Origin of the sequence: Pseudomonas sp. RtIB026 (assembly GCF_016861355.2) — a bacterium.
Classification (GTDB): Bacteria; Pseudomonadota; Gammaproteobacteria; order Pseudomonadales; family Pseudomonadaceae; genus Aquipseudomonas; species Aquipseudomonas peradeniyensis.
Genome location: NZ_AP023348.2, coordinates 332,824 through 355,691, shown reverse-complemented (window position 1 = coordinate 355,691; position 22,868 = coordinate 332,824). Strand labels below are relative to the sequence as shown.

Sequence of the window (22,868 nt, the reverse complement as noted above, 5' to 3'; positions counted from 1 at the left end):
CCGCTCCCACAACTGGCAAAGGTCAAGCGTGGGAGCGGGCTTTCCCCCACAGATGGCAAAGGTCATGCGTGGGAGCGGGCTTGCCCCGCGATGGGGCGAATCAATTACCCGGCACTAGCCGCAACGTACTCTGCGCCGGAATCACCCCCATCCGCGCCTTGTGATAGCGCCCCTCGATATAGTCCTCGGCCTGATCGCCGTAATGCCGGTCGAACGGCACGCCACTCTGCCCGACCGGGTTGATGGTCAACGCGGCGCCTGCGTCGGCAAAGTCGATCACCCGACGGGTGGAAGGCCCATAGGTGACCGGCCAGGGCGCCGGGCCGATCTTCGCCGACAGGTTGTTCGGCACCTCGTGGGTGCCGGGGGCGGCGAACGGGCCGACATTGAGCAGCAGGTTGAGCGGCTTCTTCACCCCCAGCGGATGGTTGTGGGTGAGGGTGTGGGCCTTGCCCCATTGCCAGCTGGCCGGATCCTTGCCGAATGTCTCGCGCAGGTGCTTGAGGCTGCGTTGCCAGGCCTGGCGCACGATGGCGCCACGGTCGGTGCGTTCGCTGGCGCCGCGCTGGTTCCACCAGGGCGATGCCGGGTCCGCGGCAAGGCGCGGCAGGGCGGCGTCGATGGCGCGGGTGCTGATCAGCACCGGGAACCAGGTGTCGCCCAGTTCGTCGTGCAGGGCGGCGAACGCCAGTTCATAGAGGAACTGGTTGAACAGCGTGGCACTGGTAGAGTCCAGCGGATAATCGCCGCGCCAGGCAGCCAGCTGCTCGACCAGCTCTTTCTCCTCGTCCCCCTGGGCGATATTGCGCAAGGTGCCGAGCAGCGGCGCCAGGGTGCGCGGGCCATAGTCGGTGCTGGTGTCCAGTTGCAGGGCCTGGCTGTTCTGGGTGTCCCACTTGATGTCCGGGTCGCTCAACTGGCGATCGAGCTGACGACCGCGATCGGCCAGGTTGTAGTAGCCGGGCACGGGGATTGTGCCGGGCGGCTGGTAGTTGGCCGAGACGATGTAGCCGCTGGCTGGGTTCTCCTGCTGCGGATTGGCGCTGAACGGGTAGAAGCCCGGCTTGGCGGCCTGGCCGCTGGCGCCATCGAGAATGAACGCCGGGTTGACGCCGTCCGGGCGGATCGGCAGGCGCGCCGCTGCCCACCAGCCAATGTCACCCCGGGCGTTGGCCCATACCAGGTTCAATCCAGGCGCCTGGACCTTGGCCGCCGCCTCGCGCATCTTGCCCAGGGTGTCGGCGCGGTTGATCTGGTAGAAGCCTTCGAGAATCGGGTTGTCGGTTTCCAGGAACGCCCACCACATGGCGATGGGCGTCGGGCCTGCGGTATCGCCGAGCACGCTGTTGACGATCGGCCCGTGGGGCGAGCGGCGCAGAGTGATGCTGGCAGGTTCCGCGCCCTTGACCGCAATCTTCTGCTCGGTCTTTTCCAGTGGCTGCCAGCGGCCATCGACCATCACCTGCTCGGGGTCCTGCGGATGGGTCCGCTCCGCGATCAGGTCGACGTCGTCGTTCTGGAACATGGTCAGGCTCCAGCCGAAGTCGCGATTGTGGCCGAGCAGGGCGAACGGGTTGAGTGCCTGGAAGTAGCCATACAGGTTGAACCCCGGCGCCGACAGCTCCGCCTCGTACCAGATTGCCGGCACGGCAAAGCTGATATGCGGGTCGCCCGCCAGCAGCGGCCGGCCACTGCGGGTGCGACTGCCGGCCACGGCCCAGGCGTTGCTGCCTTCGAACTGCGGGATGCCGGCGTCGCCCAGGGCGTCGTGACTCAGCCGCGCCAGCTGCTCGAGGCTGCGCCAGTCGGCGGCGGCCAGGGGCGTGGCCACGGCGCCGTCGGGCTGCCAGTCGAGGTCGAAGATCTTCAGGTATTCGGGGCCGAGCTGGTCGCGGATGTAGGTCAGCGCAGGGTCGGTACGGAATGCCGCGGCGAAGCTGTAGGCGAGGTAGCCGGCGATGCTCAGGGTGTCCTCGGCGGTGAAGGGGCGTGGCGGGATGCCGAGCAGGTCGAACTCCATCGGTTTGGGGTGGCCGGCCTGCCACTGGTTGATGCCGTCCAGGTACGCCTGCAGCGCCTGCCAGGCCGGCGACTGGCGGTCCTGGCGCTGCGCCATCAGGGCCGCCTGGTCGCGGATGCGCAGGCTGCGGAACAGGGTGTCGGTGGGCAGCAGCTTGTCGCCCAGCACTTCGGCCAGTTCACCGCGGGCCAGGCGGCGCATGATCTCCATCTGGAACAGGCGGTCCTGGGCATGCACGTAGCCCAGGGCGCGGTACAGGTCCTGCTCGTTCTGCGCTTGGAGGTGGGGTACGCCACGGGCATCGAAGCGCACGCTGACCGGCGCCTGCAATCCGCCGATGGCCACCTCGCCGTCACGTTGCGGTTGCTTGTCCCGCACGTACCAGTAACCGGTGCCTGCGGCGGCCACGGCGATCACCACCGCCAGCAAGGTCAGGCTGCGCTTCATCGAGACTCCTTGTGCACTCGAACGAGAAAATGTGGTCCGATCATCGGCGGATTCGCGAACTGAGCATAGTCCCCTGGAAGGAGTTTCCATGTCCCTCAGCGAAAAACAGAAAATGCTGGCAGGCCAGCTCTACCATGCCGGCTGCCCCGAGCTGCAAGCCGAACAGGCGGCCAATCGGCAGTGGATGCACCGCTACAACGCCAGCGTCGAGCAACCTAATGAGGCGCGCCATGATTTGTTGAAGGCGCATTTCGCCAGCGTGGGCGAAGGGGTGGTGATCCGACCGCCGTTCCACTGCGACTACGGCTACAACATCAGCGTGGGCGCCAACACTTTCATGAATTTCAACTGCGTGATCCTCGACGTGCTGCCAGTGCGCATCGGTGCCGATTGCCAGATTGCTCCGTCGGTGCAGATCTATACCGCCGACCATCCGTTGGATCATGAGTTGCGCCGAAGCGGTCTGGAAAGCGGGCGTCCCGTGACCATCGGCGACAATGTATGGATCGGTGGCGGGGCGATTATCCTGCCGGGGGTGACTATCGGCGACAATGCGGTGGTGGGCGCCGGCAGTGTGGTAACCCGCGATGTGCCGGCGGGGGCGGTGGTGGTGGGCAATCCGGCGCGGGTGCGTCAGCCGGCCCAGGGGCAATAGCAGCCGACGGCCAGGGTATTGGATGCCTGCACCCGGCGGCCTTCATTTAGCGCCGTGAGGATCGGCTCGATGAAACTGTTACTGGAGTTGCACACCGCGCCTTCGCTGTAGGGGCCGAAGTAGGCGAGGTTACCGTCGCGGTCCCAGATCGCCACGGCGGGGGTGGCTGGCAGCTGCTCGCTGCCGGGCAGGCTGGCCAGGGGCTTGAGCGCGGCGAGGTTGGCCGGCAACTGGCCGTGGCTGCCGGGGCGCTGCAGAACATGGAAGCTGACGCCCTGCGGCGCGAAGTGCTCGACCAGTTCGCCCAGGTGCTGCTGGTTGCCGACGTTGCAGGGGCAGGCCGGGTCCCAGAAGTGCACCACGCGGATCGGGCCTGGACCTGCCAGTTCGGGGGGCAGGCTCAGCTGGCTGCCGTCGAAGAAGGTGGTCTGGTTGTCGAAGGTGCGCAGGTAGCGGGACTGGAAGCTGTCGTAGGCCCACCAGAGGGCGGTGGCGCAGAGTAGCGCGCAGAGAGTGGCGAATAATGTCTTGGTGTTTCGGGTTGGCATGGGCGGTCCGCAGAGCCTTGGAGCGACACAGGCTTCTGTGGGAGCGGGTTTACCCGCGAATGCGGCGGTGGCTGTACCATCGTATTCGCGGGTAAACCCGCTCCCACAGGAGCCGGGCTGCCCGATGAGTGGGGGTGCAGCTTGCCATGACGCAGCCCAGAGCTGAATATCGCAGATCAATACTTGCTGCACACTGGATGTACCGATGCCCGCCAGCTTCAATCCCGACCCGCTGCGTACCAGCCTGTCGCCCCTCGTCGATCGCCAGCCGTTGTCCGCCCAGGGCCAGGCCTACCAGCGCTTCTACGGCCTGGATCTGCCCGCGCGCAGTTGGCTGGGCGGCTTCCAGGTGGCGGGCTTCGATCTGGTCGGGCAGCTCTGGCTGCCGGAGCAACCGGTGGCGACATTGTTCCTGCTGCACGGCTATTACGATCACATGGGCCTGTACCGGCATGTGATCGCGTGGGCATTGGGCCAGGGCTACGCGGTGATCGGTTGCGACCTGCCCGGCCATGGCCTGTCCAGCGGCGAGCGTGCCAGCATCGATGATTTCGGCATCTACCAGCAGGTGCTCGATGCGCTGTTCGAGCAGGCCCGTCTGCTGGAACTGCCGCGACCCTGGCATCTGTGTGGACAGAGCACCGGCGGGGCGATCGCGGTTGATCACCTGTTGCATCAGGGCGAACGCAGCCCGGTCGACGGCCAGGTGATCCTGCTGGCGCCCCTGGTGCGCCCGCGTGCCTGGCACTGGTCGAAACTGAGCTATCGGGTGCTGCGCCACTTCGTCAACGGCATCGAGCGGCGCTTCAGCGAGAACACCAACGACCCGGCCTTCCTGCCCTTCCTCGAGGCCGATCCGCTGCAGCCACGGCGCCTGCCGACCGCCTGGGTCGGGGCGCTGATGAAGTGGGTCCGGCGTATCGAAGCTGCGCCGCGCAGCACACGCCAGCCCCTGATCGTGCAGGGCGAGGCGGACGGCACGGTGGACTGGCCCTACAACCTCAAGGTGCTCAAGGCCAAGTTCGCCGAGCCGCAGATCCTCATGCTGCCCGAGGCGCGGCATCACCTGGCCAACGAGCTGCCCGGCATTCGCCAGCGCTACTTCGACTTCATCGGCCAGCGCCTGGGCTGATCACTTCAGCTCGGCGGCGTTCTGGCCCACGGCCAGGGCCGCGCGTACCGCCGCTACCGCCGCCTTGTAGTAGGCCTGGCCGTCGGTGGATTCGGCGAAGGTGGCAAATTGCTCCAGCTCGGCGTCCGACAGGTCGCGATAGACGTACAGCAGGGTGTTGTTCAGGTCTTCGCCGACCTGGTTCATCAGGCGTTGGCGCTGGCCATCGAGCAGATTCTGCGCCTGGCCGCCGCCGAACAGGCCGGGCAGCATCGAACTCAGGCTGTCGGCCGCCACCCCGGCGATTGCCAGGCTGACCTCGGCGCCGGCTTCGCGGGCCGGCAGGGCCTGGGCCAGGTGGCCGACGATCAGCAGGCGGTTGTCGCTGGCCTGGACCTTCGGCAGGCCCTTGGCGTTTTTCGCCAGCTGATCCTTGCGCGTGGCCAGCAGTTCGGCGGCCACCACCTTGCGCCCCAGTGGCGACTGGAAAAACGCCAGGGCCGGCGAGGGATTCGCCAGGTTGGCGCGCAGCTGCGCCTGGGCCCGGCGATCCATGGCCTGGGCCTGGAAGCGCTGGTTGCTGTTGTTGACCAGCGCCTGGTAGACGGCAGGCGGCAGGCTGTTGCGGTAGCGCTGCTGGGCGGCGCTCACGGCATCGTTGAAATGGGCGCGCTGGTCGGGCCAGCCGGCGGCCTTGTACAGCTGATCGAGACTGTCTGCCCAGACAGGCATGGTGCAGATCATCAGCAGAAGCAGGGAAAACAGACGGCGCATTCAGGACTCCTGTCGGCAGGCCGCTATTGTCCTAGGCGTGGCGGGGCTTTGTCGAGTCGCCAGCGGCGCTTCCTGACCAAGTGGCGCTGTGCGAGCGATTGCCGAATGGCTATGATGCGCCATGCACACTCCTTTCGAACATCCGCTGCTGTCGACGATCGTCGACGACCTGGCCACCCGTGGCTGGTCGCAGCAACCTCTCTTCCTGCCCGACGAGCTGTCGCGCGCGCTGGCGGCCGAATGCCGTCGCCGTCACGCCGAAGGCGAGCTCAACCCTGCCAGCATTGGTCGCGGTGCCGCGCAGGAGATCCGCGAGGCGATCCGTGGCGACCAGATCCAGTGGCTCGATCCCGGCGAGTCGGCGGTCTGCGACCGCTACCTGGGCGCGATGGACAGCCTGCGCCAGGCCATCAACCAGGGCTTGTTCCTGGGGCTGGAGGACTTCGAGTGCCATTTTGCCCTGTATCCGCCGGGGGCTTTCTACAAGCGTCATCTCGACCGCTTCCGTGACGACGACCGGCGCATGGTGTCGGCCGTGCTCTACCTCAATGACGGCTGGCAACCGGAGGATGGCGGGCAGCTGCGGATGTTCCTGCAGGACGGTGTCGAACACGACGTGCAGCCGGTGGCGGGCAGCCTGGTGGTGTTCCTGTCGGGTGAAGTCCCGCATGAAGTGCTCCCGGCAGGGCGTGAGCGCCTGTCGTTGACCGGCTGGTTCCGGCGCCGTGGCAATGACCCGTTCTGAGCGGCCGAAGGTGCTGGTCAGCGCCTGCCTGCTGGGCCAGCCGGTGCGTTATGACGGGCGTGCCAGCGGCCATCCCGACATCTTGCAGCGCTGGCAGGCCGAAGGCCGGGTGGTGCCGCTGTGCCCGGAGGTGGCCGGTGGCTTGCCGACGCCGCGACCGCCTGCGGAGATTCCGGGCGGGCAGGGCGGCCAGGTACTGGATGGGCAGGCACAGGTGCTGACGGTGACCGGCGATGATGTCAGCGAGGCGTTTCTGGCCGGGGCCCGACTGGCGCTGGAGCTGGTGCGCCGGCATGGCATCCGTGTGGCGGTGCTCAAGTCCGGCAGCCCGTCGTGTGGCAACCTGCAGACCTATGACGGCAGCTTCAGCGGTGTAAAGGTGGCGGGGGAAGGGGTGACCACGGCCTTGCTGCGTAGAGAAGGGGTGCAGGTGTTCAGCGAGCTGGAGCTGGAAGACGCGCAGCGAGCGTTGCTTGGTCCCCACCTGTAGGAGCGGCCTCGTGCCGCGAAAGGGCCGCAAAGCGGCCCCGGCTATCTCTGCGTCAACACTGCAATCCTGGGGCTGCTACGCAGCCCTTTCCGGCCGGTCCGACGCCTCGGCAAGGCCGCTCCTACAGGTCGGTACAGACCTGCATTGTTAGCATTACTATTGTTCGGCGCTAGTCTCGCGCGCAGCCGTAAGCCATTTGCTTTCCAGCTCAGCCAACCGGCCATCGTCTTTGATCCGCTGCAGGGCATTGGTCACCGCCGTCTCGAAGGCTGGATTGCCCTTCTGGTACGGGATCACCAGTTTCTGGTTGGCCGGGGGACGAATGGCGTCGAGCTTATCGCTCAGTTTGGCGTCTTGCTGGTTGAAGGTCATGTCGAACTTGCCGCTCTCCACCCCAGGAAGCACCTCTTCGGCGGCGATCTCGACGAACTCGGCCCGCACATCCAGCTCCTTGGCCAGGGCCTGGCCCAACTCGATCTCGAAGCCGGTCAGGTGTTCGTTCTCCTTGAACGCATAGGGTGGCGCGTCGCCAAGCACGGCGATGCGCAGTTCGCCACGGTCGTTGATTTCGTCGATCAGTTCGGCCTGGGCCAGTGGGCTGAACAGTACCGCCAGCAGAATGCCAATGGTCAAACGCATGAGTGCCCCTTTCTTGTTCGGCAGATGAAGTGCGTTCGCCGTGGCTTTCTCGTCTGCCCCGGTCGAATGCAGCCTATGACCTCCAGGTCGCGGCAAGGTTTTCTTCTGCCCTGAAATATTTCTGTCCCTGTTTTTGAACCTCTGCCGGTCGCGTTGGACTATGGTGAAGTACCGCCACACCTCGTTTAGGTGATAGCGGTCAATTGAAGTGAATCACAGGAGAAGTGAATGAAAAGCCTATTTTCGCGTGCTGCCGTCGCCGGTCTGCTGATGGGGGCGTCGGTGTTCGCCAGTGCCGCGGATGCCCTGAAGAGTGAGCAGCCACCGGAAGGCGCCAAGGTCTTCATCGTTTCCCCCGCCGACGGGGCCACGGTCGACAAGACCTTCACCGTCAAGTTCGGCATCGAAGGCATGGACCTCAAGCCTGCGGGTGACCAGACCCCGCACTCTGGCCATCACCACCTGCTGGTGGACGTGGACAAGGCCCCCCTGGCCGACCAGCCGCTGCCCACCAGCCTGATGCCGGAGAACAACGCGCCGTTGCCGGCAGGTCCGCAGGTGCTGCACTTCGGCAAGGCGCAGACCGAGGCGAGCATCACTCTCACGCCGGGCAAGCACACCCTGCAACTGGTGCTGGGTGACAAGTACCACGTGCCGTTCAAGCCGAGCGTCGAGTCGCAGAAGATCACCGTCAACGTGAAATAACCCACTGCGCCATCGCCGGCAGGGCAGCTTGTCGGCGATGAGGTCATTGCAGGCCGTTTCAGAACTGCGAGCCAACCACTTCCTGCGCCACGCCCAGAAAAGCCGCCGGCAACCGCGCCTGGCGCCGCTCCTTCAGGCAATACAGGTACTCGTGCATCACCGGCGCATCCTCCAGCACCAGCACCCGTAGCTCTGGGTTATGCGGCACCTCGTGGCGGGCAATGATGCTGATGCCGATGTTGCGTAGCACCGCCTCGCGTATTGATTCGCGGCTGCCGATCTCTAGTTGCGCTCCAGCCTTCACGTTGGCCTCCTGCATCATCTGCTCGGTCAGCTTGCGCGTGGTCGAGCCCTGCTCGCGCATCAGCAGGCAATGCCCGGCCACCACGTCGATGGACACCGCCTGACGCTGGGCCAGCGGATGATTGCGGTGCACCGCCACCACCAGCGGGTCGGTGCCCAGCACCCGGCGCACCAGGCGTGCATCGTCGAGCAGTTGCGAGGACGCGGCGATATCCACCCGGTAATCCTCGAGCATCTCCAGCACCTGCTGCGAGTTGCCGATCTCCACCGCCACCTCCACCTGGGGCAGGCGCTCGCGGAAGATCTTCACCAGGTCGAGGATGTAGTAGGGCGCCGTGGCGGCAATGCGCAGGCTGCCCTGGGCCTGGCCGCTGTTGCGCAGCTCGAATTCGATGTCGGCCTCCTGCTGCAGCAGTGCCTTGACCATCGGCAGCAGGCGCACGCCTTCCTCGCTCAGCACCAGGCGCCGGCCACCGCGGTAGAACAGCTCGACGTTGTACTGGCCCTCGAGATTGCGGATCTGCGTGGTCACCGTCGGCTGGCTGAGCCCGAGCTTCTTCGCCGCCAGGGTGATGCTGCCCAGGCGGGCCACCATGTAGAAGGCTTTGAGCTCGGCGCTCAGCATTGTGGATAACCTCTGTTCTGCGCTGCGGGCGCCTATTTGCGCAGCAGGCGCAAGCCGTTGAACACCACCAGCAGGCTTACGCCCATGTCGGCGAACACCGCCATCCACATGGTGGCCATGCCGGCAAAGGTGATCGCCAGGAAGATCGCCTTGATCCCCAGGGCCAGGACGATGTTCTGGGTGAGGATCGCCGCGCTTTGGCGCGACAGCCTGACGAACGCCGGGATTTTGCGCAAGTCGTCATCCATCAGTGCCACGTCGGCGGTCTCGATGGCGGTGTCGGTGCCGGCGGCGGCCATGGCGAAGCCGATTTCGGCACGGGCCAGGGCCGGTGCGTCGTTGATGCCGTCTCCGACCATGCCGACCCGGTGGCCCTCGCCGTACAGGCGCTCGATGCTGGCCAGCTTGTCCGCCGGCAGCAGGTTGCCCTCGGCGCGATCGATCCCCACCTGGGCGGCGATGGCCTGGGCGGTGTGGGGATTGTCGCCGGTCAGCATGACAGTCTTGATGCCCAGCGCGTGCAGTTCGGCGATGGCCTGGCGGCTGCTGTCCTTGACCGTATCGGCCACGGCGAACAGCGCCAGCGGGCCGGAGCGGTCGAGCAACAGCACCACGGTCTTGCCCTGGCGCTCCAGCACATCCAATTGCGCCTCGAGCTGCGGGGAGCACAGGCCGAGCTCTTCCACCAGACGATGGTTGCCCAGGTGGTAGGTCTGGCCCTCGATATCACCGCGCACACCGCGACCGGCCAGGGCGGCGAACTCGCTGACCTCGCTCAAGGCCAGGCCCTGGTCCTTGGCGAACAGGGCGATGGCACCGGACACCGGATGGTCGGAGCGGGCAGCCAGGCTGGCGGCCAGGGCCTGGGCCCGACCTTCGAACAGCGGGTCGAGGACCTTGCTGTCGGTCTGCACCGGCTTGCCGTGGGTGATGGTGCCGGTCTTGTCCAGGGCGATGAAGTCCAGCTTGCGCCCGCCTTCGAGGTACACGCCACCCTTGATCAGGATGCCCTTGCGCGCCGCCGCGGCCAGGCCGCTGACGATGGTCACCGGGGTCGAGATCACCAGCGCGCACGGGCAGGCCACCACCAGCAGCACCAGGGCGCGGTAGATCCAGTCGAACCAGGCGCCGGCCATGAACAGCGGTGGGATCACCGCCACGGCCAGGGCCACGGCGAACACCACCGGGGTGTAGATGCGCGAGAACTGGTCGACGAAGCGCTGGGTCGGCGCACGGGCGCCCTGGGCCTCCTCGACGGCCTTGATGATCCGCGCCAGGGTCGACTGGCCGGCGGCGGCGGTGACACGGTACTCCAACGCGCCGGCCTGGTTGATGGTGCCGGCGAACAGCTTGTCGCCCACGGCCTTCTCGACCGGCAGGCTCTCGCCGGTGATCGGCGCCTGGTCGACGCTGGACTGGCCACTGACCACCTCGCCATCCAGGCCGATACGCTCGCCCGGCCGTACCCGCACCAGGGCACCGATCGGCACCTCGCGCACGTCGAGCTCGCGCCACTGGCCGTCAGCCTGTTGCACGGTGGCCAGGTCCGGCGCCAGTTGCATCAAGCCGCCGATGGCATTGCGCGCACGATCCAGCGAACGCGCCTCGATCAGCTCGGCGATGGTGAACAGCACCATGACCATGGCCGCTTCCGGCCACTGGCCGATCAGCACGGCGCCGGTCACGGCGATGCTCATCAGGGCATTGATGTTGAGGTTGCGGTTCTTCAGGGCGATCCAGCCCTTCTTGTAGGTGCCCAGGCCACAGCCGAGGATCGCCGCCAATGCCAGGGCGGCAACCACCCACTCCGGCGCCTTGCCGGAGAAGTGCACGATTTCTGCGGCGATCGCCGCGATACCCGACAAGGCCAGCGGCCACCAGCGGGTCTTGGCTGCCTGCGGCGCAACGGCGCTGCCGTCGTCCTCGGCGGCCAGCGGCTCGGCCTTCATGCCCAGGCTGTCGATGGCCCGCTCGATCTCGGCGGTGCCGGCCAGCGTGTGGCGCACGCCGAGCACGCGGTTGATCAGGTTGAACTCCAGTTGCTCGATGCCGGCCAGCTTGCTCAGCTTGTCCTGGATCAGCGTCTGTTCGGTAGGGCAGTCCATGGCCTCGATGCGAAAGCGGCTGAGCTGCGCCTGGGCGCTGGCCTTTTCGGTCAGCTGCACCAGGGCCGGGGCAGTCTTGCTGGAGCAGCAGCTGTGGGCGTGGGGCTCGTGGCCATGCGCGTGGTCATGCTTGTGGTCGGGGCTGACAGGCTGGTTCATGGAATCATCCTTAACTGAGCACTGGCCTCTGCAGTTATCCGCAGAGTGGGTTGTTGCCAAGTGAACACCCTGTAGCCACTATAGGGTCAAGCCCTCTGCTGGAGATTTGCCATGAAGATCGGAGAACTGGCCAAGGCCACCGACTGCGCCGTGGAGACCATCCGCTACTACGAACGCGAGCAACTACTGCCCGAGCCTGCCCGCAGCGACGGCAACTATCGGCTCTACACCCAGGCCCATGTCGAACGGCTGACCTTCATCCGCAACTGCCGCACCCTGGACATGACTCTCGATGAAATCCGCAGCCTGTTGGGCCTGCGCGACAGCCCCGACGGCTCATGCGGCAGCGTCAATGCGCTGATCGACGCGCATATCGAGCATGTGCAGGCGAGGATCGACGGGCTGGTGGCGCTGCAGGCGCAGCTGGTGGAATTGAGGCAGCAGTGCAATGCGCAGGGGGCGGAGTGCGCGATTCTGCAGCAGCTGGAAACCAATGGGGCGGTGACGGTGCCGGAGACCGAGCATTCCCATGTGGGGCGCAGTCACGGGCATTGATGCCAAAAGCATCGCGGGGCAAGCCCGCTCCCACGCCGGCTGTGTATAACCTGCGTGGGAGCGGGCTTGCCCCGCGATTGCGTCAGCTCAGGCGATGAAGATCTGTCAGACCGCCATCGGCGCCGTCATCGGCGCATGGTGCTCGTAGCCTTCCAGCCAGAAGTCGCCCGGCTCGATCTTCTCCAGCCACTCCGGCTCGTACCTGCCGGTTTCGGCAAATGCCGGCACGCGGTCGCTGATCACCAGCTTCGGTGCCGCCAGCGGTTCGCGTTTCATCTGCTCGCCCAGCATGTCCAGGTGGTTCTCGTACACATGGGCGTCGCCGATGAAGTAGGTGAACCAGCGCGGGGTGTAGCCGGTCAGGCGGCCGAACAGCGACAGCAGCGCCGCGCCTTCGGTGAGGTTGAACGGCGTGCCCAGGCCCAGGTCGTTGGAGCGGATGTAGAGGGTCAGGGAAATTTCCTTGGTCTCGACATTCGGGTGGAACTGGTACAGCAGGTGGCACGGCGGCAGGGCCATTTCATCCAGTTGGGCGCAGTTCCAGCCGTGGAACAGGATGCGGCGGCTGCCCGGGTCGTTGGCGATGGTGTCCAGGCACTGGCGCACCTGGTCGATGGCCTTGTACAGGATGACGAACGCCTGGCCGTCCTCTTCGTCCTGGGCGATGCGGCGAAAACCTGCCTGCTCGGCCATCTCGATGGCTGCCGGGTTGCTCAGCGGGATGCGCTTGTAGCCCGGCCACTGGCGCCACTGCACGCCGTAGATCTCGCCGAGGTCGTCATGGCCCTGGCGGAACGGGTTGGCCAGCCACTGGGCGTTCTCGTTGGCGTTCTGGTCCCAGACCTTGCAGCCCAGCTCGCGGAACTCGCCGGCGTTCTTCACGCCGCGCAAAAAGCCCACCATCTCACCGATCGCCGACTTGAACGCCAGCTTGCGCGTGGTGATGGCCGGGAAGCCTTTCTGCAGGTCGAACTTGAGCATGGCGCCCGGCAGGCTGATGGTGCGGATGCCGGTGCGGTTTTCCTGCAGCGTGCCGTTGTCGATGACGTCACGGACCAGATCTAGATACTGTTTCATGGCTTACCTGTAGCAAAAACGGCAGGGAATCACCCCTGCCGTGGAAATCAGACGGTGGCCTTGGCCGACGGTTTACGGTTGTAGGCCCACCAGATCAGGAAGATGCCGCCGACGACCATCGGCACGCAGAGCAACTGACCCATGGTCAACCAGCCGAAGGCGATGTAGCCCAGCTGGGCGTCGGGTACCCGCACGAACTCCACGATGAAGCGGAAGATGCCGTAGAACAGCGCGAACATGCCGGCAACGGCCATGGTCGGGCGCGGCTTGCGCGAGTACAGCCAAAGGATGACAAATAATGCCACACCTTCGAGGGCGAACTGATACAGCTGCGACGGGTGACGCGGCAGCTGGGCCGGGTCGCTGAACGGCGGGAACACCATTGCCCACGGCACGTCGGTGGCCTTGCCCCACAGTTCGGCGTTGATGAAGTTGCCGATACGCCCGGCGCCCAGGCCGATCGGCACCAGCGGCGCGACGAAGTCCATCAGCTCGAAGAACGACTTGTTGTTGCGCTTGCCGAACCACAGCGCGGCCAGCATCACGCCGATGAAACCGCCGTGGAACGACATGCCGCCTTTCCACACTTCGAAGATCAAGGTCGGGTTGGCCAGGTACTGGTGCAGATCGTAGAACAGCACGTAGCCCAGGCGCCCGCCGACGATCACCCCCATCGACAGCCAGAACACCAGGTCGGAGAGTTTCTCGCGGCTCCAGGTCGGGTCGAAGCGGTTCAACCGGCGCGAGGCCAGCAGCCAGGCGCCGCCGATGCCGATCAGGTACATCAGGCCGTACCAGTGGATTTTCAGTGGACCGAGGGCCACGGCCACCGGGTCGATCTGCGGGTAAGGCAGCATTGTCTTTCCTCTAGGTTCAGATAAGGAAGCTGAGTCCGACGCAGAACAGCAGCGCGGCGAACAGGCGCTTGAGCACACGCGGCGACAGCTTGTGCGCCAGACGCGCGCCGTAGCGGGCGAAGAACATGCTGGTGGCCGCGATGCCGACCAGCGCCGGAAGGTAGACGTAGCCCAGGCTGTGGGCCGGCAGGTGTTCCTCGTGCCAGCCCAGCCAGATGAAGCCCAGGGCACTGGCCAGGGCGATCGGCAGGCCGCAGGCCGACGAGGTGGACACCGCCTGCTGCATGGGCAGGCTGCGCCAGGTGAGGAACGGCACGGTCAGCGAACCGCCACCGATGCCGAAGATCGCCGAGGCCCAGCCGATCACCCCGCCGGCGGCGGTCAACCCAGGCTTTCCGGGGATGCCGCGGCTGGCCTTGGGCTTGAGGTCCAGGGCCATCTGCGCGGCGATCACCAGGGCGAACACGCCGATGATCTTCTGCAGCATCGGACCCTGGATCAGCGAGGCGGTCTTGGCCCCGACCAGCGCGCCGAGCAGGATGCCCACGGTCATCCAGGCGAAGATCGGCCATTGCACCGCGCCCTTGCGCTGGTGCTCGCGCACGGCATTGATCGAGGTGAAGACGATGGTCGCCAGCGACGTGCCGACCGCCAGGTGAGTCAGCACCGAAGGGTCAAAGCCCTGCAGGGTGAAGCTGAACACCAGCACCGGCACGATGATGATGCCGCCACCGACGCCGAACAGCCCGGCCAGCACCCCGGCGCAGGCGCCCAACAGCAGATAGAGAGCGAATTCCATTCGTGGCCCCAGTGGAAAACAATCCGGCATGGTAACGGAAGCCAAGCCCGGCGCTCTAGTGAACTCTGTGTCAGATGATGGATAGCGGTCGGCGGCGCGGGTAGAGTGGCCGAAAACACAGGGGACAACCTATGTGCCTGATCGTATTCGCCTGGCGGCCGGGGACGGCCCGGCCGCTGATCGTCGCAGCCAACCGCGACGAGTTCTATGCCCGGCCAACCCAGGCCCTGGCCGCCTGGGAGGATGCCCCAGGCGTGCATGCCGGACGCGACCTGGAGGCTGGCGGAACCTGGCTTGGCGTGGGGCCGAACGGGCGCTTCGCCGCGCTGACCAACATCCGCGACCCGCGCCAGCCACCGGGGCCGCGCTCACGGGGCGAGCTGGTGGCGGCGTACCTGCAGGGCGAACTGGGGGTCGAGGCCTACCTGGACCAGGTGGCCAGCCGCAGCGAGCAGTACTCGGGGTTCAACCTGTTGGTGAGCGATGGCGGGCGGCTGGGCTACCTGCATGCCCGCGAGGCCGCGCCGCGCTTGCTGGAGCCTGGTGTCTACGGGCTGTCGAATGCCGGGCTGGATACGCCGTGGCCGAAGCTGGTCAAGGCGCGCAGTGGGCTTGAGGGATTGCTCGAGGCCGCCGATCCGCAACGGCTATTGGCCCTGTTGGGCGATGCGCAGCCCGCGCCGGACGGCGAGTTGCCGGAGACCGGCGTGGGGCTGGCCACCGAAAGGCTGCTGTCGAGCGTGTTCATCGCCAGCCAGAACTATGGGACGCGGGCGAGCACGGTGCTGATCGTCGATGATCAGGGGCGGCGGCAGATGGTCGAGCGCAGTTTCGGACCGTATGGTGGGCACTTGGGCGAGGTGGATATAGACGTTTGAATGCAGGGGGCGCTTTGCGCCCCTTTCGCGGCACAAGGCCGCTCCTACAGGGGCGCGTATGATTTGTAGGAGCGGCCTTGCGCCGCGAAAGGGCTGCGCAGCAGCCCCAGCGATTCAGCCTGCCAGCACCGCCGGCTCATCCTCCTCGAACCCCCGCGAAGCCCGTCCGACCAGCAGCGGATCCGGCGCATGCGCCACGCTGTGGTCCTTGCCCGGATAATCCAGCGAATGCAGGAAGTGGCGAATGCAGTTGATCCGCGCCCGCTTCTTGTCGTCCGACTTGATCACCGTCCATGGCGCGTCAGCGGTGTCGGTATGGAAGAACATCGCTTCCTTGGCCGCGGTGTAGTCCTCCCACTTGTCCAGCGACTTGATGTCGATGGGCGACAGCTTCCAGTGCTTGAGCGGATCGTCACGGCGCGAGATGAAGCGGCGCAACTGCTCCTCGCGGTTCACCGAGAACCAGAACTTGAACAGCAGGATGCCGCTGTTGCACAGCATGCGCTCCAGCTCCGGCGCCTGACGCATGAACTCCAGGTATTGCAGGGGCGAGCAGAAGTCCATGACCTTCTCGACCCCGGCGCGGTTGTACCAGGAGCGGTCGAAGAACACCATTTCACCGGCTGTGGGCAGGTGCTGGACATAGCGCTGGAAGTACCACTGCCCCTTCTCCTGCTCGGAGGGCTTCTCCAGCGCGACGATGCGCGCGCCGCGCGGGTTCAGGTGCTCCATGAAGCGCTTGATGGTGCCGCCCTTGCCGGCGGCGTCACGGCCCTCGAACAGCACGACGATGCGCTGGCCGGTTTCCTTCACCCAGTTCTGCACCTTGAGCAGCTCGATCTGCAGGTCATGCTTGGCCTTCTCGTAGTCCTGGCGGCGCATGCGCGTGCGGTAGGGGTAGTTGGCCGGCAGGCGGGCCGAGGTGCTGTCTTCGTTGCTGCCTTTGCGGGCATTGGCCACTTCCAGGGCGGCGGGCTGCTGGCTGACCTGGGTGATGGTCTCTTGCGCGGCGGTGCTGCTGGCCGGCTTGCGCTGGCGTGGGCGACGAGGGCGAGGGGCTGGCTTGGGGCTGCTGTCGGCCTCGGCGGGCGCTGGCAGGAGGAGGGTGGCGGATTCTTCGCTCATGGAGGTCCTTGCGGGGGTCGGTCGAATGTCCACCTTCCATCCTATGCAGGCGCGAAGGGAGGCATTTTGATATCGATCAACCAGGGGCGAAGGATTCCTGGGGTAAAACTGAAGACAACAAAAAACCCGCACTAGGCGGGTTTTTTGTGTCGCTTCGGGTAACTTTGCAACCACCAGAAGCTTGAAGGTGGTGCCCAGAGACGGAGTCGAACCGCCGACACGAGGATTTTCAATCCTCTGCTCTACCGACTGAGCTATCTGGGCGACGGGGTGAATTAAATAGATTTTCTCAGAGGCCGTCAACGACTTTTTCAAAAAAATTTAAATTAATTCCGTCGCTTACGATTCGTGGGTCAATTCGAGGGCGGAACGTAGCCTTCGGCCTGGGCGTAATCCTCACCGGCGAAGAACTTGTCCATCTCGGCCTGGATGAATTTGCGGTCCTCGGCATTCATCATGTTCAGGCGCTTCTCGTTGATCAGCATGGTCTGGTGGTCCTGCCACTCCTTCCAGGCCTTCTGCGAGATGTGCTCGAAGATGTCCTGGCCCTTGGCGCCGGGATAGGGCGGGCGGTCCAGGCCGGGGAGTTCTTCGTTGTACTTGCGGCACTTCACGGTGCGGGTCATGGCTTCTCTCCTGCAATCAATTCGTCGGCCGCGCGTTGCAGCAGCTTCTTGACCGGGGCGGCGAGGCCCAGGCGCGGCGGGGTGGCGAGGTTATACCAGAGCCAGTCGGGCTCGGCCACGTGCGAGCCGACGGGCTCGACACGCACCAGCCAGGGTTCGATGGCCAGCTGGAAATGGCTGAAGGTGTGGGTCAGACCGTCCAGGGCCTGGCTGCCGCTCAGGCGCAGGCCGTGCTGGTAGGCGAGGTCGTCGAGCTGTTCCAGGCTGTCCAGCTCCGGCAGGCTCCACAGGCCGCCCCACAGGCCGGTGGAGGGGCGGCGATAGAGCAGGATCGCGCCTTCGTGGTTGGTCAGCAGCGGCATCAGGGTCTTGCGCTGGGGCAGGGCCTTGCGCGGCTTGGGCTCGGGATAGCGGGTCTCCTCGCCGTGCAGGTGGGCTTCGCAGCCGCGCTGCAACGGGCAGATCAGGCAACTGGGCTTGCTGCGGGTGCACAGCGTGGCGCCCATGTCCATCATCGCCTGGGTGAAGTGGTTGACCCGGGTCATCGGTGTGAAGCGCTCGGCGGTGGCCCATAGCTGGTTGGCTACTTTCGGCTCGCCGGGGTAGCCTGCCTGCGCGGTAAAGCGGGCCAGCACGCGCTTGACGTTGCCGTCGAGGATCGGCGCGCGGATGCCCATGCTGATACTGGCGATGGCGCCTGCCGTGGAGCGCCCGATGCCGGGCAATTCGGTGAGTTGCTCGACGCTGCGCGGGAACTCGCCGCCATGCTGCTCGACGACGATCTTCGCGGCTTTTTGCAGGTTACGGGCGCGGGTGTAGTAGCCCAGGCCCGTCCACAGGTGCAGCACCTCGTCCTCCGGCGCCTCGGCCAGGGCCTGCACGGTCGGCAGGGCCTGCATGAAACGGTCGAAGTAGTTGAGCACGGTGCTGACTTGCGTCTGCTGCAGCATGATTTCGGAGACCCACACCCGATACGGGTTGATGCCCTGTTGCCAGGGCAGGTCGTGGCGGCCGTGCTGGTCGTACCAGTCCAGCACGGCGCTGGAGAACTGCTGGGGGCTCATCGTTTGAACAGCCCCTTGAGCGCATCTTTGAGTTCCGGGCTCACTTTGTCTCCGAGTTTCTCTTCGAGTTTTTCATCGATCTTGTCCTTCAGGCGGTTGCCGGCCAGCTTCGCGGCGACCTTGCCCAGGCCGTCCTGGTCCAGGCGACAGGCCTTGGCGCCCAGCTCCAGCGGGCCACGGCAGCGCAGCGGCACTTCGACGCCGGTAAAGCGCTCGTTGACCTGGCAAGCCGGGTCGGGCATGGCGCGCTGGTCGCCCTCGACGATCACGCCGACGTTGTAGTCCATGCCCAGTACGCGCAGGTCGAGGTCGCCATGGCCGTTGACGGTCAGGCCCGGGATGCGCGCCTTGAGGTCCGGGTTGCTGGCCACACCGTTACGCACCACCAGGCTGCCGCGCAGCTCCTGGAACGGTGTGTCCTTGCCCCGCTGTTCGCCGCTGAGCTGCTTGCGGTTGAGGGTGGCGATGGCCTGGCACAGTTGCTGTTCCAGGTTGGCGTTGACCAGCACGCCGTCGTTGATGGTGAAGCTGGCGTTGCCGTTGAGCGTATCGACCAGGGCCTTCTGGCTGTTGCCGGTGGCGGTGAGGTCGCTGTTCAGGGTCAGCAGGCCCTTGACCGGCGGCGCCTGGTCCGGGCTTTCGCGCTTGATGAAGTGCTCCACCGGCACGCGATTGATCTTGGTGTTCACGCCGATCTGCGGCACGGCGGGGCGCACATCGACAGTGCCCTTGGCCTCGAAGGTGCCGTTGTACAGGCCGCCGCGCAGGGTCTGCAGGGTGACCAGGCCGGCCTGGCCGCTGGCGGTCAGCTGTGCGTCGCTGATCGGCAGTTTGTCCAGGGTCAGCGCGCCGAACGACAGGTCGGCCTGCAGGTCCAGGGCGCGCAGGCGGTCGACCGGCAACAGCTTGTCGTTGCTCCAGGCCACCTGGGTCGGTGCGTCGGGCAGCGGTGTGGTGCCCGCGCCAGCGACGGCGGTGGCCTCCTGCTGCTTGACCTCGGCCTGGCGTGCCGCCGTGGCGCCCTTGGCCTGTTCGCTTTTGGCCGGCAGGTAGCGATCGGCGTTGAACGTGTCGGCTTTGAGGCGCACACGCAACGCTTGCTTGGCGAAATCGTCCACGGCGACACGGCCGGTGAAGGTGCTGTCGTCCAGCTTCACTGCCAGGTCTTCCAGGGCCAGGCTGCTCTGCGTGCCCTGCAGGCGGGTGACCAGCTCCAGTTTCTTGAACGCCGCCGGGTCGGCGGTGGCCGGCAGCGGGTGGCCGATGCCGTCGAGGAAGGTGCGCAGGTCGAACTGGGCGATGGACAGGCCGCCGCTGACCTGCGGGGCCTTGTCCAGATCACGCACGTTCAGCTCGCCCAGGGCGCGCAGCTGGTTGGCCGAGACCTTCAGGCCGCTCCAGGACGCGACATTGGCCGCCAGGTCGACCAGCACCTGCCCTTGAGCGACGAAGGTCAGGGTCTTGCCGGCCAGCGGCTCGCCCGAGGTCTCGCCGGACAGGCGCATGTCTTCCAGGTTGTAGCGCTTGAGCTTGCGGTCGAAGCGCAGCTCGCCGGTCAGCTCGGTGCGCGCCTTGATGTTCGGCTGGCTGGCACTGAGGAAGGCGCTGGCCTTTAGCGCGATGTTCGCGCCTTCGTGCACGGGGCCGGTGCTCAGCTGGATGCTTTCGGCGCCGTAGGTCTGCCCGGCCTTCTCGTCGGTGTAGAGCACGCGGGCGTTGTTGACGGTCAGGCTGTCGATATCAAGCTTGACCGAACGTTCGCTGGCCTCTGGTTTGGCGGGTACGGTGTCCGACGCCTCGGCGGGCGTGCTGGCAGGTGCGCCGGCGACGGTCGGCTGCGGCAGTGGCTTGCCGATGTCTTCCCAGTTGCCGTGACCATTGGCGTCGCGGGTCAGGGTCAGGTTGAGGCCTTCGACCCGCACATCGCTCATCTGCACTTCGCGGCGCAGCAGCGGCAGCACGCGCACCGACAGGCCGAGCATCTGCAGGTCGGCGAACGGCACCTTGGGGTTGTTCAGCGTGGCGATGCTCGCCTCGTGCAGCTCCAGGCCCAGCCAGGGGAACAGGCTCCAGCCGATGTCGCCGTTGAGGGTCAGCTCCACATGGGCCTTGTCGCGGGCCAGCTTGCGGATTTCGTCTTTGTAGTCGTTGGGATCGAAGAGGTGGCTCAGGGCGAAGCCCAGCGCCACGATGATCAGCAACAACCCGAGAAGCCCCAGCCCCAGGATTTTGCCGAACGCTTTCATGGGCGAGTCCTTGTAGTCCGATTTAGAAATTCAGCGGCGAGTATAGCGCCGTGGCACTTGGCTCTGCGTATCCGACATTTCGACAGTGGCAATGGCGACAGTTCATTTATTGCCTGCTCGGGCCTTATCGCGGGGCAAGCCCGCTCCCACGCATGACCGAGAGCGGCATGGACTTGCGTGGGAGCGGGCTTGCCCCGCGATGAGGCCCGAACAGGCGACACAACCTCACCTGAATACACGAAATACCGATTCAGCTAGCGAAAAAAACACGATATCAGATTGCTTTCATGTCACCCCCTGCTGGTAATCTTGCGCCCGCCCGTGGAGCCCCCGCGACCCATTGTCGCGGGGTGCCAGCCCAAGCGGCCGGGCTGCCTTGCGTGCAGCCAAAGCAGAGCCGTCCACGCGCACAGCCCACCTACAAAAGGAACAATCCATGAACAGCAGTATCACGGCGGGGGCGGCGGCAAGCGCGCCGGGCTTCCTGTCGAAGGAGCGCATCATCGCCCGCCCGGGCTTCAACCGCTGGCTGGTGCCGCCGGCGGCCCTGGCGATCCACCTGTGCATTGGCATGGCCTATGGCTTCTCGGTGTTCTGGTTGCCACTGTCCCAGGCCCTGGGTGTCAGCGCGCCAGTGGCATGCGCCGCTGACATGGGCTTCATCGCCCGTCTGTTCAGCGCCGAGTGCGACTGGCCGATTTCCATGCTCAGCTGGATCTACACCCTGTTCTTCGTGTTCCTCGGCTGCTCGGCCGCAGTGCTCGGCGGCTGGCTGGAACACGCCGGCCCGCGCAAGGCCGGCCTGGTATCGGCACTGTGCTGGTGCGGCGGCCTGCTGATCTCGGCGATCGGCGTGAAGACCCACCAGCTGTGGCTGATGTGGCTGGGCTCGGGGGTGATCGGCGGGATCGGCCTGGGGCTGGGCTACATCTCGCCGGTGTCGACGCTGATCAAGTGGTTCCCGGACAAGCGCGGCATGGCCACCGGCATGGCGATCATGGGCTTTGGCGGGGGTGCCATGGTGGGCGCGCCGCTGGCCACCGCGCTGATGGGCCATTTCTCCAGCCCGACCGAAGTGGGCGTATGGCAGAGCTTCGTCGCCATGGCCGCGATCTACTTCGTGTTCATGACCGCTGGCGCCCTGGCCTACCGCGTGCCGCCGACCGGCTGGAAGCCTGAGGGCTGGACGCCGCCGGCGAAGAAGGCCAACGCCATGGTCACCGACCGTCACGTGCACGTCAGCGTGGCCTGGAAGACCCCGCAATTTGCCTTGGTGTGGTTGGTGCTGTGCCTGAACGTGTCGGCCGGTATCGGCATTCTCGGCATGGCCTCGCCGCTGCTGCAGGAAGTGTTCGCCGGCAAGCTGCTGGGCAACGAGTTGACCTTCAGCGAGCTGAACGCCGCGCAGCTGGCGCAGATTGCCGCCATTGCCGCCGGCTTCACCGGCCTTTTGAGCCTGTTCAACATCGGCGGACGCTTCTTCTGGGCGTCGTTCTCCGACTACATCGGCCGCAAGAACACCTACTTCGCCTTCTTCGCCCTGGGCGTGGGCCTCTACAGCCTGGTGCCGAACATGGGGCACATCGGCAACGTGGCGCTGTTCGTGGCGGCGTTCTGCATCATCCTGTCGATGTACGGCGGCGGCTTCGCCACCGTGCCGGCGTACCTGGCCGACCTGTTCGGCACGCAGATGGTCGGCGCCATCCATGGTCGCCTGCTGACTGCCTGGGCGGCGGCCGGCGTGCTCGGTCCTGTACTGATCACCTACCTGCGCGAGGCGCAGCTGGCGGCGGGGGTGGAGCGGGCCGCGGCCTACGACATGACCCTGTACATCCTCGCCGGCCTGCTGGTGCTGGGCTTCATCTGCAACATGCTGGTGCGGCCGGTGGCGGACAAGTACTTCATGACCGATGCCGAACTGGCTGCCGAGCGGGCGCTGAGCCATGACAAAGGTGTCGATTCGGCACGCTCGCTGGAGTGGCATGCGGCGCCGGGCAGTCTGCCATTGGTGCTGCTGGCCTGGGCGGTGGTGGTGATTCCGCTGGGCTGGGGGGTTTGGATCACCTTGCAGAAGACGGCGGTACTGTTTCACTGATTGAGATCGTCGGGGGCGCCTTGCGCCCCTTTCGCGGCACAAGGCCGCTCCTACAGAGGTGCGCGGTGCCATTGTAGGAGCGGCCTTGTGCCGCGAAAGGGCTGCAACGCAGCCCCGGGGCTCGGTTGTATAGACCTGTAGACCCGTCCCACCCCCGCAATTACTAGCCTTGCCATATGTCATCCGCGTTTCAAGCCGGCGCATTCTGGGCCTATAATGG

At 65.9% G+C, this 22,868-nt stretch carries 21 protein-coding genes and 1 tRNA gene; 8 read left to right on the top strand and 14 right to left on the bottom strand.

From position 1 onward, the window contains the following. Positions 1–100: 100 nt before the first annotated feature. Positions 101–2,467 carry a penicillin acylase family protein gene (locus PRtIB026_RS01670; protein ID WP_203649624.1) on the bottom strand — a complete coding sequence of 789 codons (2,367 nt, stop codon included), beginning with the start codon at positions 2,465–2,467 and terminating at the stop codon, positions 101–103. Between the two features lie 88 nt (positions 2,468–2,555). On the opposite strand from PRtIB026_RS01670, the gene PRtIB026_RS01665 reads away from it, so the two are divergent. Continuing rightward, the gene (locus tag PRtIB026_RS01665) at positions 2,556–3,122 is read left to right on the top strand and encodes a sugar O-acetyltransferase (RefSeq protein ID WP_203649626.1); all 567 of its coding nucleotides are present in this window, start codon (positions 2,556–2,558) and stop codon (positions 3,120–3,122) included. Here PRtIB026_RS01665 and PRtIB026_RS01660 read toward each other — a convergent pair. Further along, positions 3,101–3,670 (bottom strand): DUF6436 domain-containing protein, encoded by a 570-nt coding sequence (locus tag PRtIB026_RS01660; protein WP_203649628.1) that lies wholly within the window; start codon positions 3,668–3,670, stop codon positions 3,101–3,103. The genes PRtIB026_RS01665 and PRtIB026_RS01660 overlap by 22 nt on opposite strands. Before the next feature lie 205 nt (positions 3,671–3,875). On the opposite strand from PRtIB026_RS01660, the gene PRtIB026_RS01655 reads away from it, so the two are divergent. Further along, positions 3,876–4,802 (top strand): alpha/beta hydrolase, encoded by a 927-nt coding sequence (locus tag PRtIB026_RS01655; protein ID WP_203649631.1) that lies wholly within the window; start codon positions 3,876–3,878, stop codon positions 4,800–4,802. On the opposite strand, the gene PRtIB026_RS01650 is transcribed toward PRtIB026_RS01655, so the two are convergent. Next, the gene (locus PRtIB026_RS01650; RefSeq protein WP_203649633.1) at positions 4,803–5,555 is read right to left on the bottom strand and encodes a DUF2059 domain-containing protein; all 753 of its coding nucleotides are present in this window, start codon (positions 5,553–5,555) and stop codon (positions 4,803–4,805) included. Positions 5,556–5,676: 121 nt separating this feature from the next. On the opposite strand from PRtIB026_RS01650, the gene PRtIB026_RS01645 reads away from it, so the two are divergent. Further along, on the top strand, positions 5,677–6,300 hold the full coding sequence (locus tag PRtIB026_RS01645) for a 2OG-Fe(II) oxygenase (RefSeq protein WP_203649635.1): 624 nt from the start codon (positions 5,677–5,679) through the stop codon (positions 6,298–6,300). Next, on the top strand, positions 6,287–6,790 hold the full coding sequence (locus PRtIB026_RS01640; protein WP_203649637.1) for a DUF523 domain-containing protein: 504 nt from the start codon (positions 6,287–6,289) through the stop codon (positions 6,788–6,790). Before PRtIB026_RS01645 ends, PRtIB026_RS01640 begins: the two co-directional genes overlap by 14 nt. A gap of 156 nt (positions 6,791–6,946) precedes the next feature. Here the strand turns inward: PRtIB026_RS01640 and PRtIB026_RS01635 are convergent, their stop codons facing one another. Beyond that, positions 6,947–7,429, bottom strand: a complete 483-nt coding sequence (locus PRtIB026_RS01635) for a transporter substrate-binding domain-containing protein (RefSeq protein ID WP_203649640.1) — start codon at positions 7,427–7,429, stop codon at positions 6,947–6,949. A gap of 228 nt (positions 7,430–7,657) precedes the next feature. Here PRtIB026_RS01635 and PRtIB026_RS01630 point away from each other — a divergent pair, with 228 nt between their 5' ends. Next, complete coding sequence (locus PRtIB026_RS01630) at positions 7,658–8,134, top strand: DUF4399 domain-containing protein (RefSeq protein ID WP_203649642.1); 477 nt, start codon at positions 7,658–7,660, stop codon at positions 8,132–8,134. Between the two features lie 58 nt (positions 8,135–8,192). Here PRtIB026_RS01630 and PRtIB026_RS01625 read toward each other — a convergent pair whose 3' ends face one another. Both PRtIB026_RS01625 and PRtIB026_RS01620 read right to left on the bottom strand, forming a co-directional pair. Continuing rightward, positions 8,193–9,062: a LysR family transcriptional regulator gene (locus PRtIB026_RS01625; RefSeq protein WP_203649644.1), complete on the bottom strand. Its 870-nt coding sequence runs from the start codon at positions 9,060–9,062 to the stop codon at positions 8,193–8,195. 32 nt (positions 9,063–9,094) lie between these two features. Beyond that, positions 9,095–11,326, bottom strand: coding sequence for a heavy metal translocating P-type ATPase (locus PRtIB026_RS01620; RefSeq protein ID WP_203649646.1), 2,232 nt, complete (start codon positions 11,324–11,326; stop codon positions 9,095–9,097). A gap of 111 nt (positions 11,327–11,437) precedes the next feature. On the opposite strand from PRtIB026_RS01620, the gene cadR reads away from it, so the two are divergent. Further along, positions 11,438–11,881 carry a Cd(II)/Pb(II)-responsive transcriptional regulator gene (cadR, locus tag PRtIB026_RS01615; protein WP_203649648.1) on the top strand — a complete coding sequence of 148 codons (444 nt, stop codon included), beginning with the start codon at positions 11,438–11,440 and terminating at the stop codon, positions 11,879–11,881. Positions 11,882–11,986: 105 nt separating this feature from the next. On the opposite strand, the gene PRtIB026_RS01610 is transcribed toward cadR, so the two are convergent. Genes PRtIB026_RS01610 through PRtIB026_RS01600 form a run of 3 tightly spaced genes read right to left on the bottom strand, consistent with a single transcriptional unit; the run spans position 11,987 to position 14,614 of the window. After that, positions 11,987–12,958 carry a thymidylate synthase gene (locus PRtIB026_RS01610; protein ID WP_203649650.1) on the bottom strand — a complete coding sequence of 324 codons (972 nt, stop codon included), beginning with the start codon at positions 12,956–12,958 and terminating at the stop codon, positions 11,987–11,989. 47 nt (positions 12,959–13,005) lie between these two features. Further along, positions 13,006–13,815: a prolipoprotein diacylglyceryl transferase gene (gene lgt, locus PRtIB026_RS01605; RefSeq protein WP_203649660.1), complete on the bottom strand. Its 810-nt coding sequence runs from the start codon at positions 13,813–13,815 to the stop codon at positions 13,006–13,008. Positions 13,816–13,831: 16 nt separating this feature from the next. After that, positions 13,832–14,614 (bottom strand): sulfite exporter TauE/SafE family protein, encoded by a 783-nt coding sequence (locus tag PRtIB026_RS01600; RefSeq protein WP_203649662.1) that lies wholly within the window; start codon positions 14,612–14,614, stop codon positions 13,832–13,834. 131 nt (positions 14,615–14,745) lie between these two features. Between PRtIB026_RS01600 and PRtIB026_RS01595 the strand changes: the two genes are divergently transcribed. Next, positions 14,746–15,492 carry an NRDE family protein gene (locus tag PRtIB026_RS01595; RefSeq protein WP_203649672.1) on the top strand — a complete coding sequence of 249 codons (747 nt, stop codon included), beginning with the start codon at positions 14,746–14,748 and terminating at the stop codon, positions 15,490–15,492. Positions 15,493–15,606: 114 nt separating this feature from the next. Here PRtIB026_RS01595 and ppk2 read toward each other — a convergent pair whose 3' ends face one another. From ppk2 to PRtIB026_RS01570, 5 genes are all read right to left on the bottom strand, one after another. Beyond that, positions 15,607–16,617 (bottom strand): polyphosphate kinase 2, encoded by a 1,011-nt coding sequence (gene ppk2 / locus PRtIB026_RS01590; protein ID WP_203649674.1) that lies wholly within the window; start codon positions 16,615–16,617, stop codon positions 15,607–15,609. A 188-nt stretch (positions 16,618–16,805) separates the two neighbouring features. Continuing rightward, a tRNA-Phe gene (locus PRtIB026_RS01585) sits at positions 16,806–16,881 on the bottom strand. Positions 16,882–16,970: 89 nt separating this feature from the next. After that, a complete protein-coding gene (locus PRtIB026_RS01580) occupies positions 16,971–17,243 on the bottom strand; it encodes an oxidative damage protection protein (protein WP_011536185.1) in 273 nt (90 codons plus the stop codon). Next, positions 17,240–18,307 (bottom strand): A/G-specific adenine glycosylase, encoded by a 1,068-nt coding sequence (gene mutY / locus PRtIB026_RS01575; RefSeq protein ID WP_203649677.1) that lies wholly within the window; start codon positions 18,305–18,307, stop codon positions 17,240–17,242. The genes PRtIB026_RS01580 and mutY overlap by 4 nt, the downstream gene beginning before the upstream one ends. Continuing rightward, on the bottom strand, positions 18,304–20,553 hold the full coding sequence (locus PRtIB026_RS01570) for an AsmA family protein (protein ID WP_254464425.1): 2,250 nt from the start codon (positions 20,551–20,553) through the stop codon (positions 18,304–18,306). Before PRtIB026_RS01570 ends, mutY begins: the two co-directional genes overlap by 4 nt. A 436-nt stretch (positions 20,554–20,989) precedes the next feature. Here PRtIB026_RS01570 and PRtIB026_RS01565 point away from each other — a divergent pair, with 436 nt between their 5' ends. Continuing rightward, a complete protein-coding gene (locus PRtIB026_RS01565) occupies positions 20,990–22,648 on the top strand; it encodes an OFA family MFS transporter (RefSeq protein ID WP_203649679.1) in 1,659 nt (552 codons plus the stop codon). Positions 22,649–22,868: the final 220 nt, after the last annotated feature.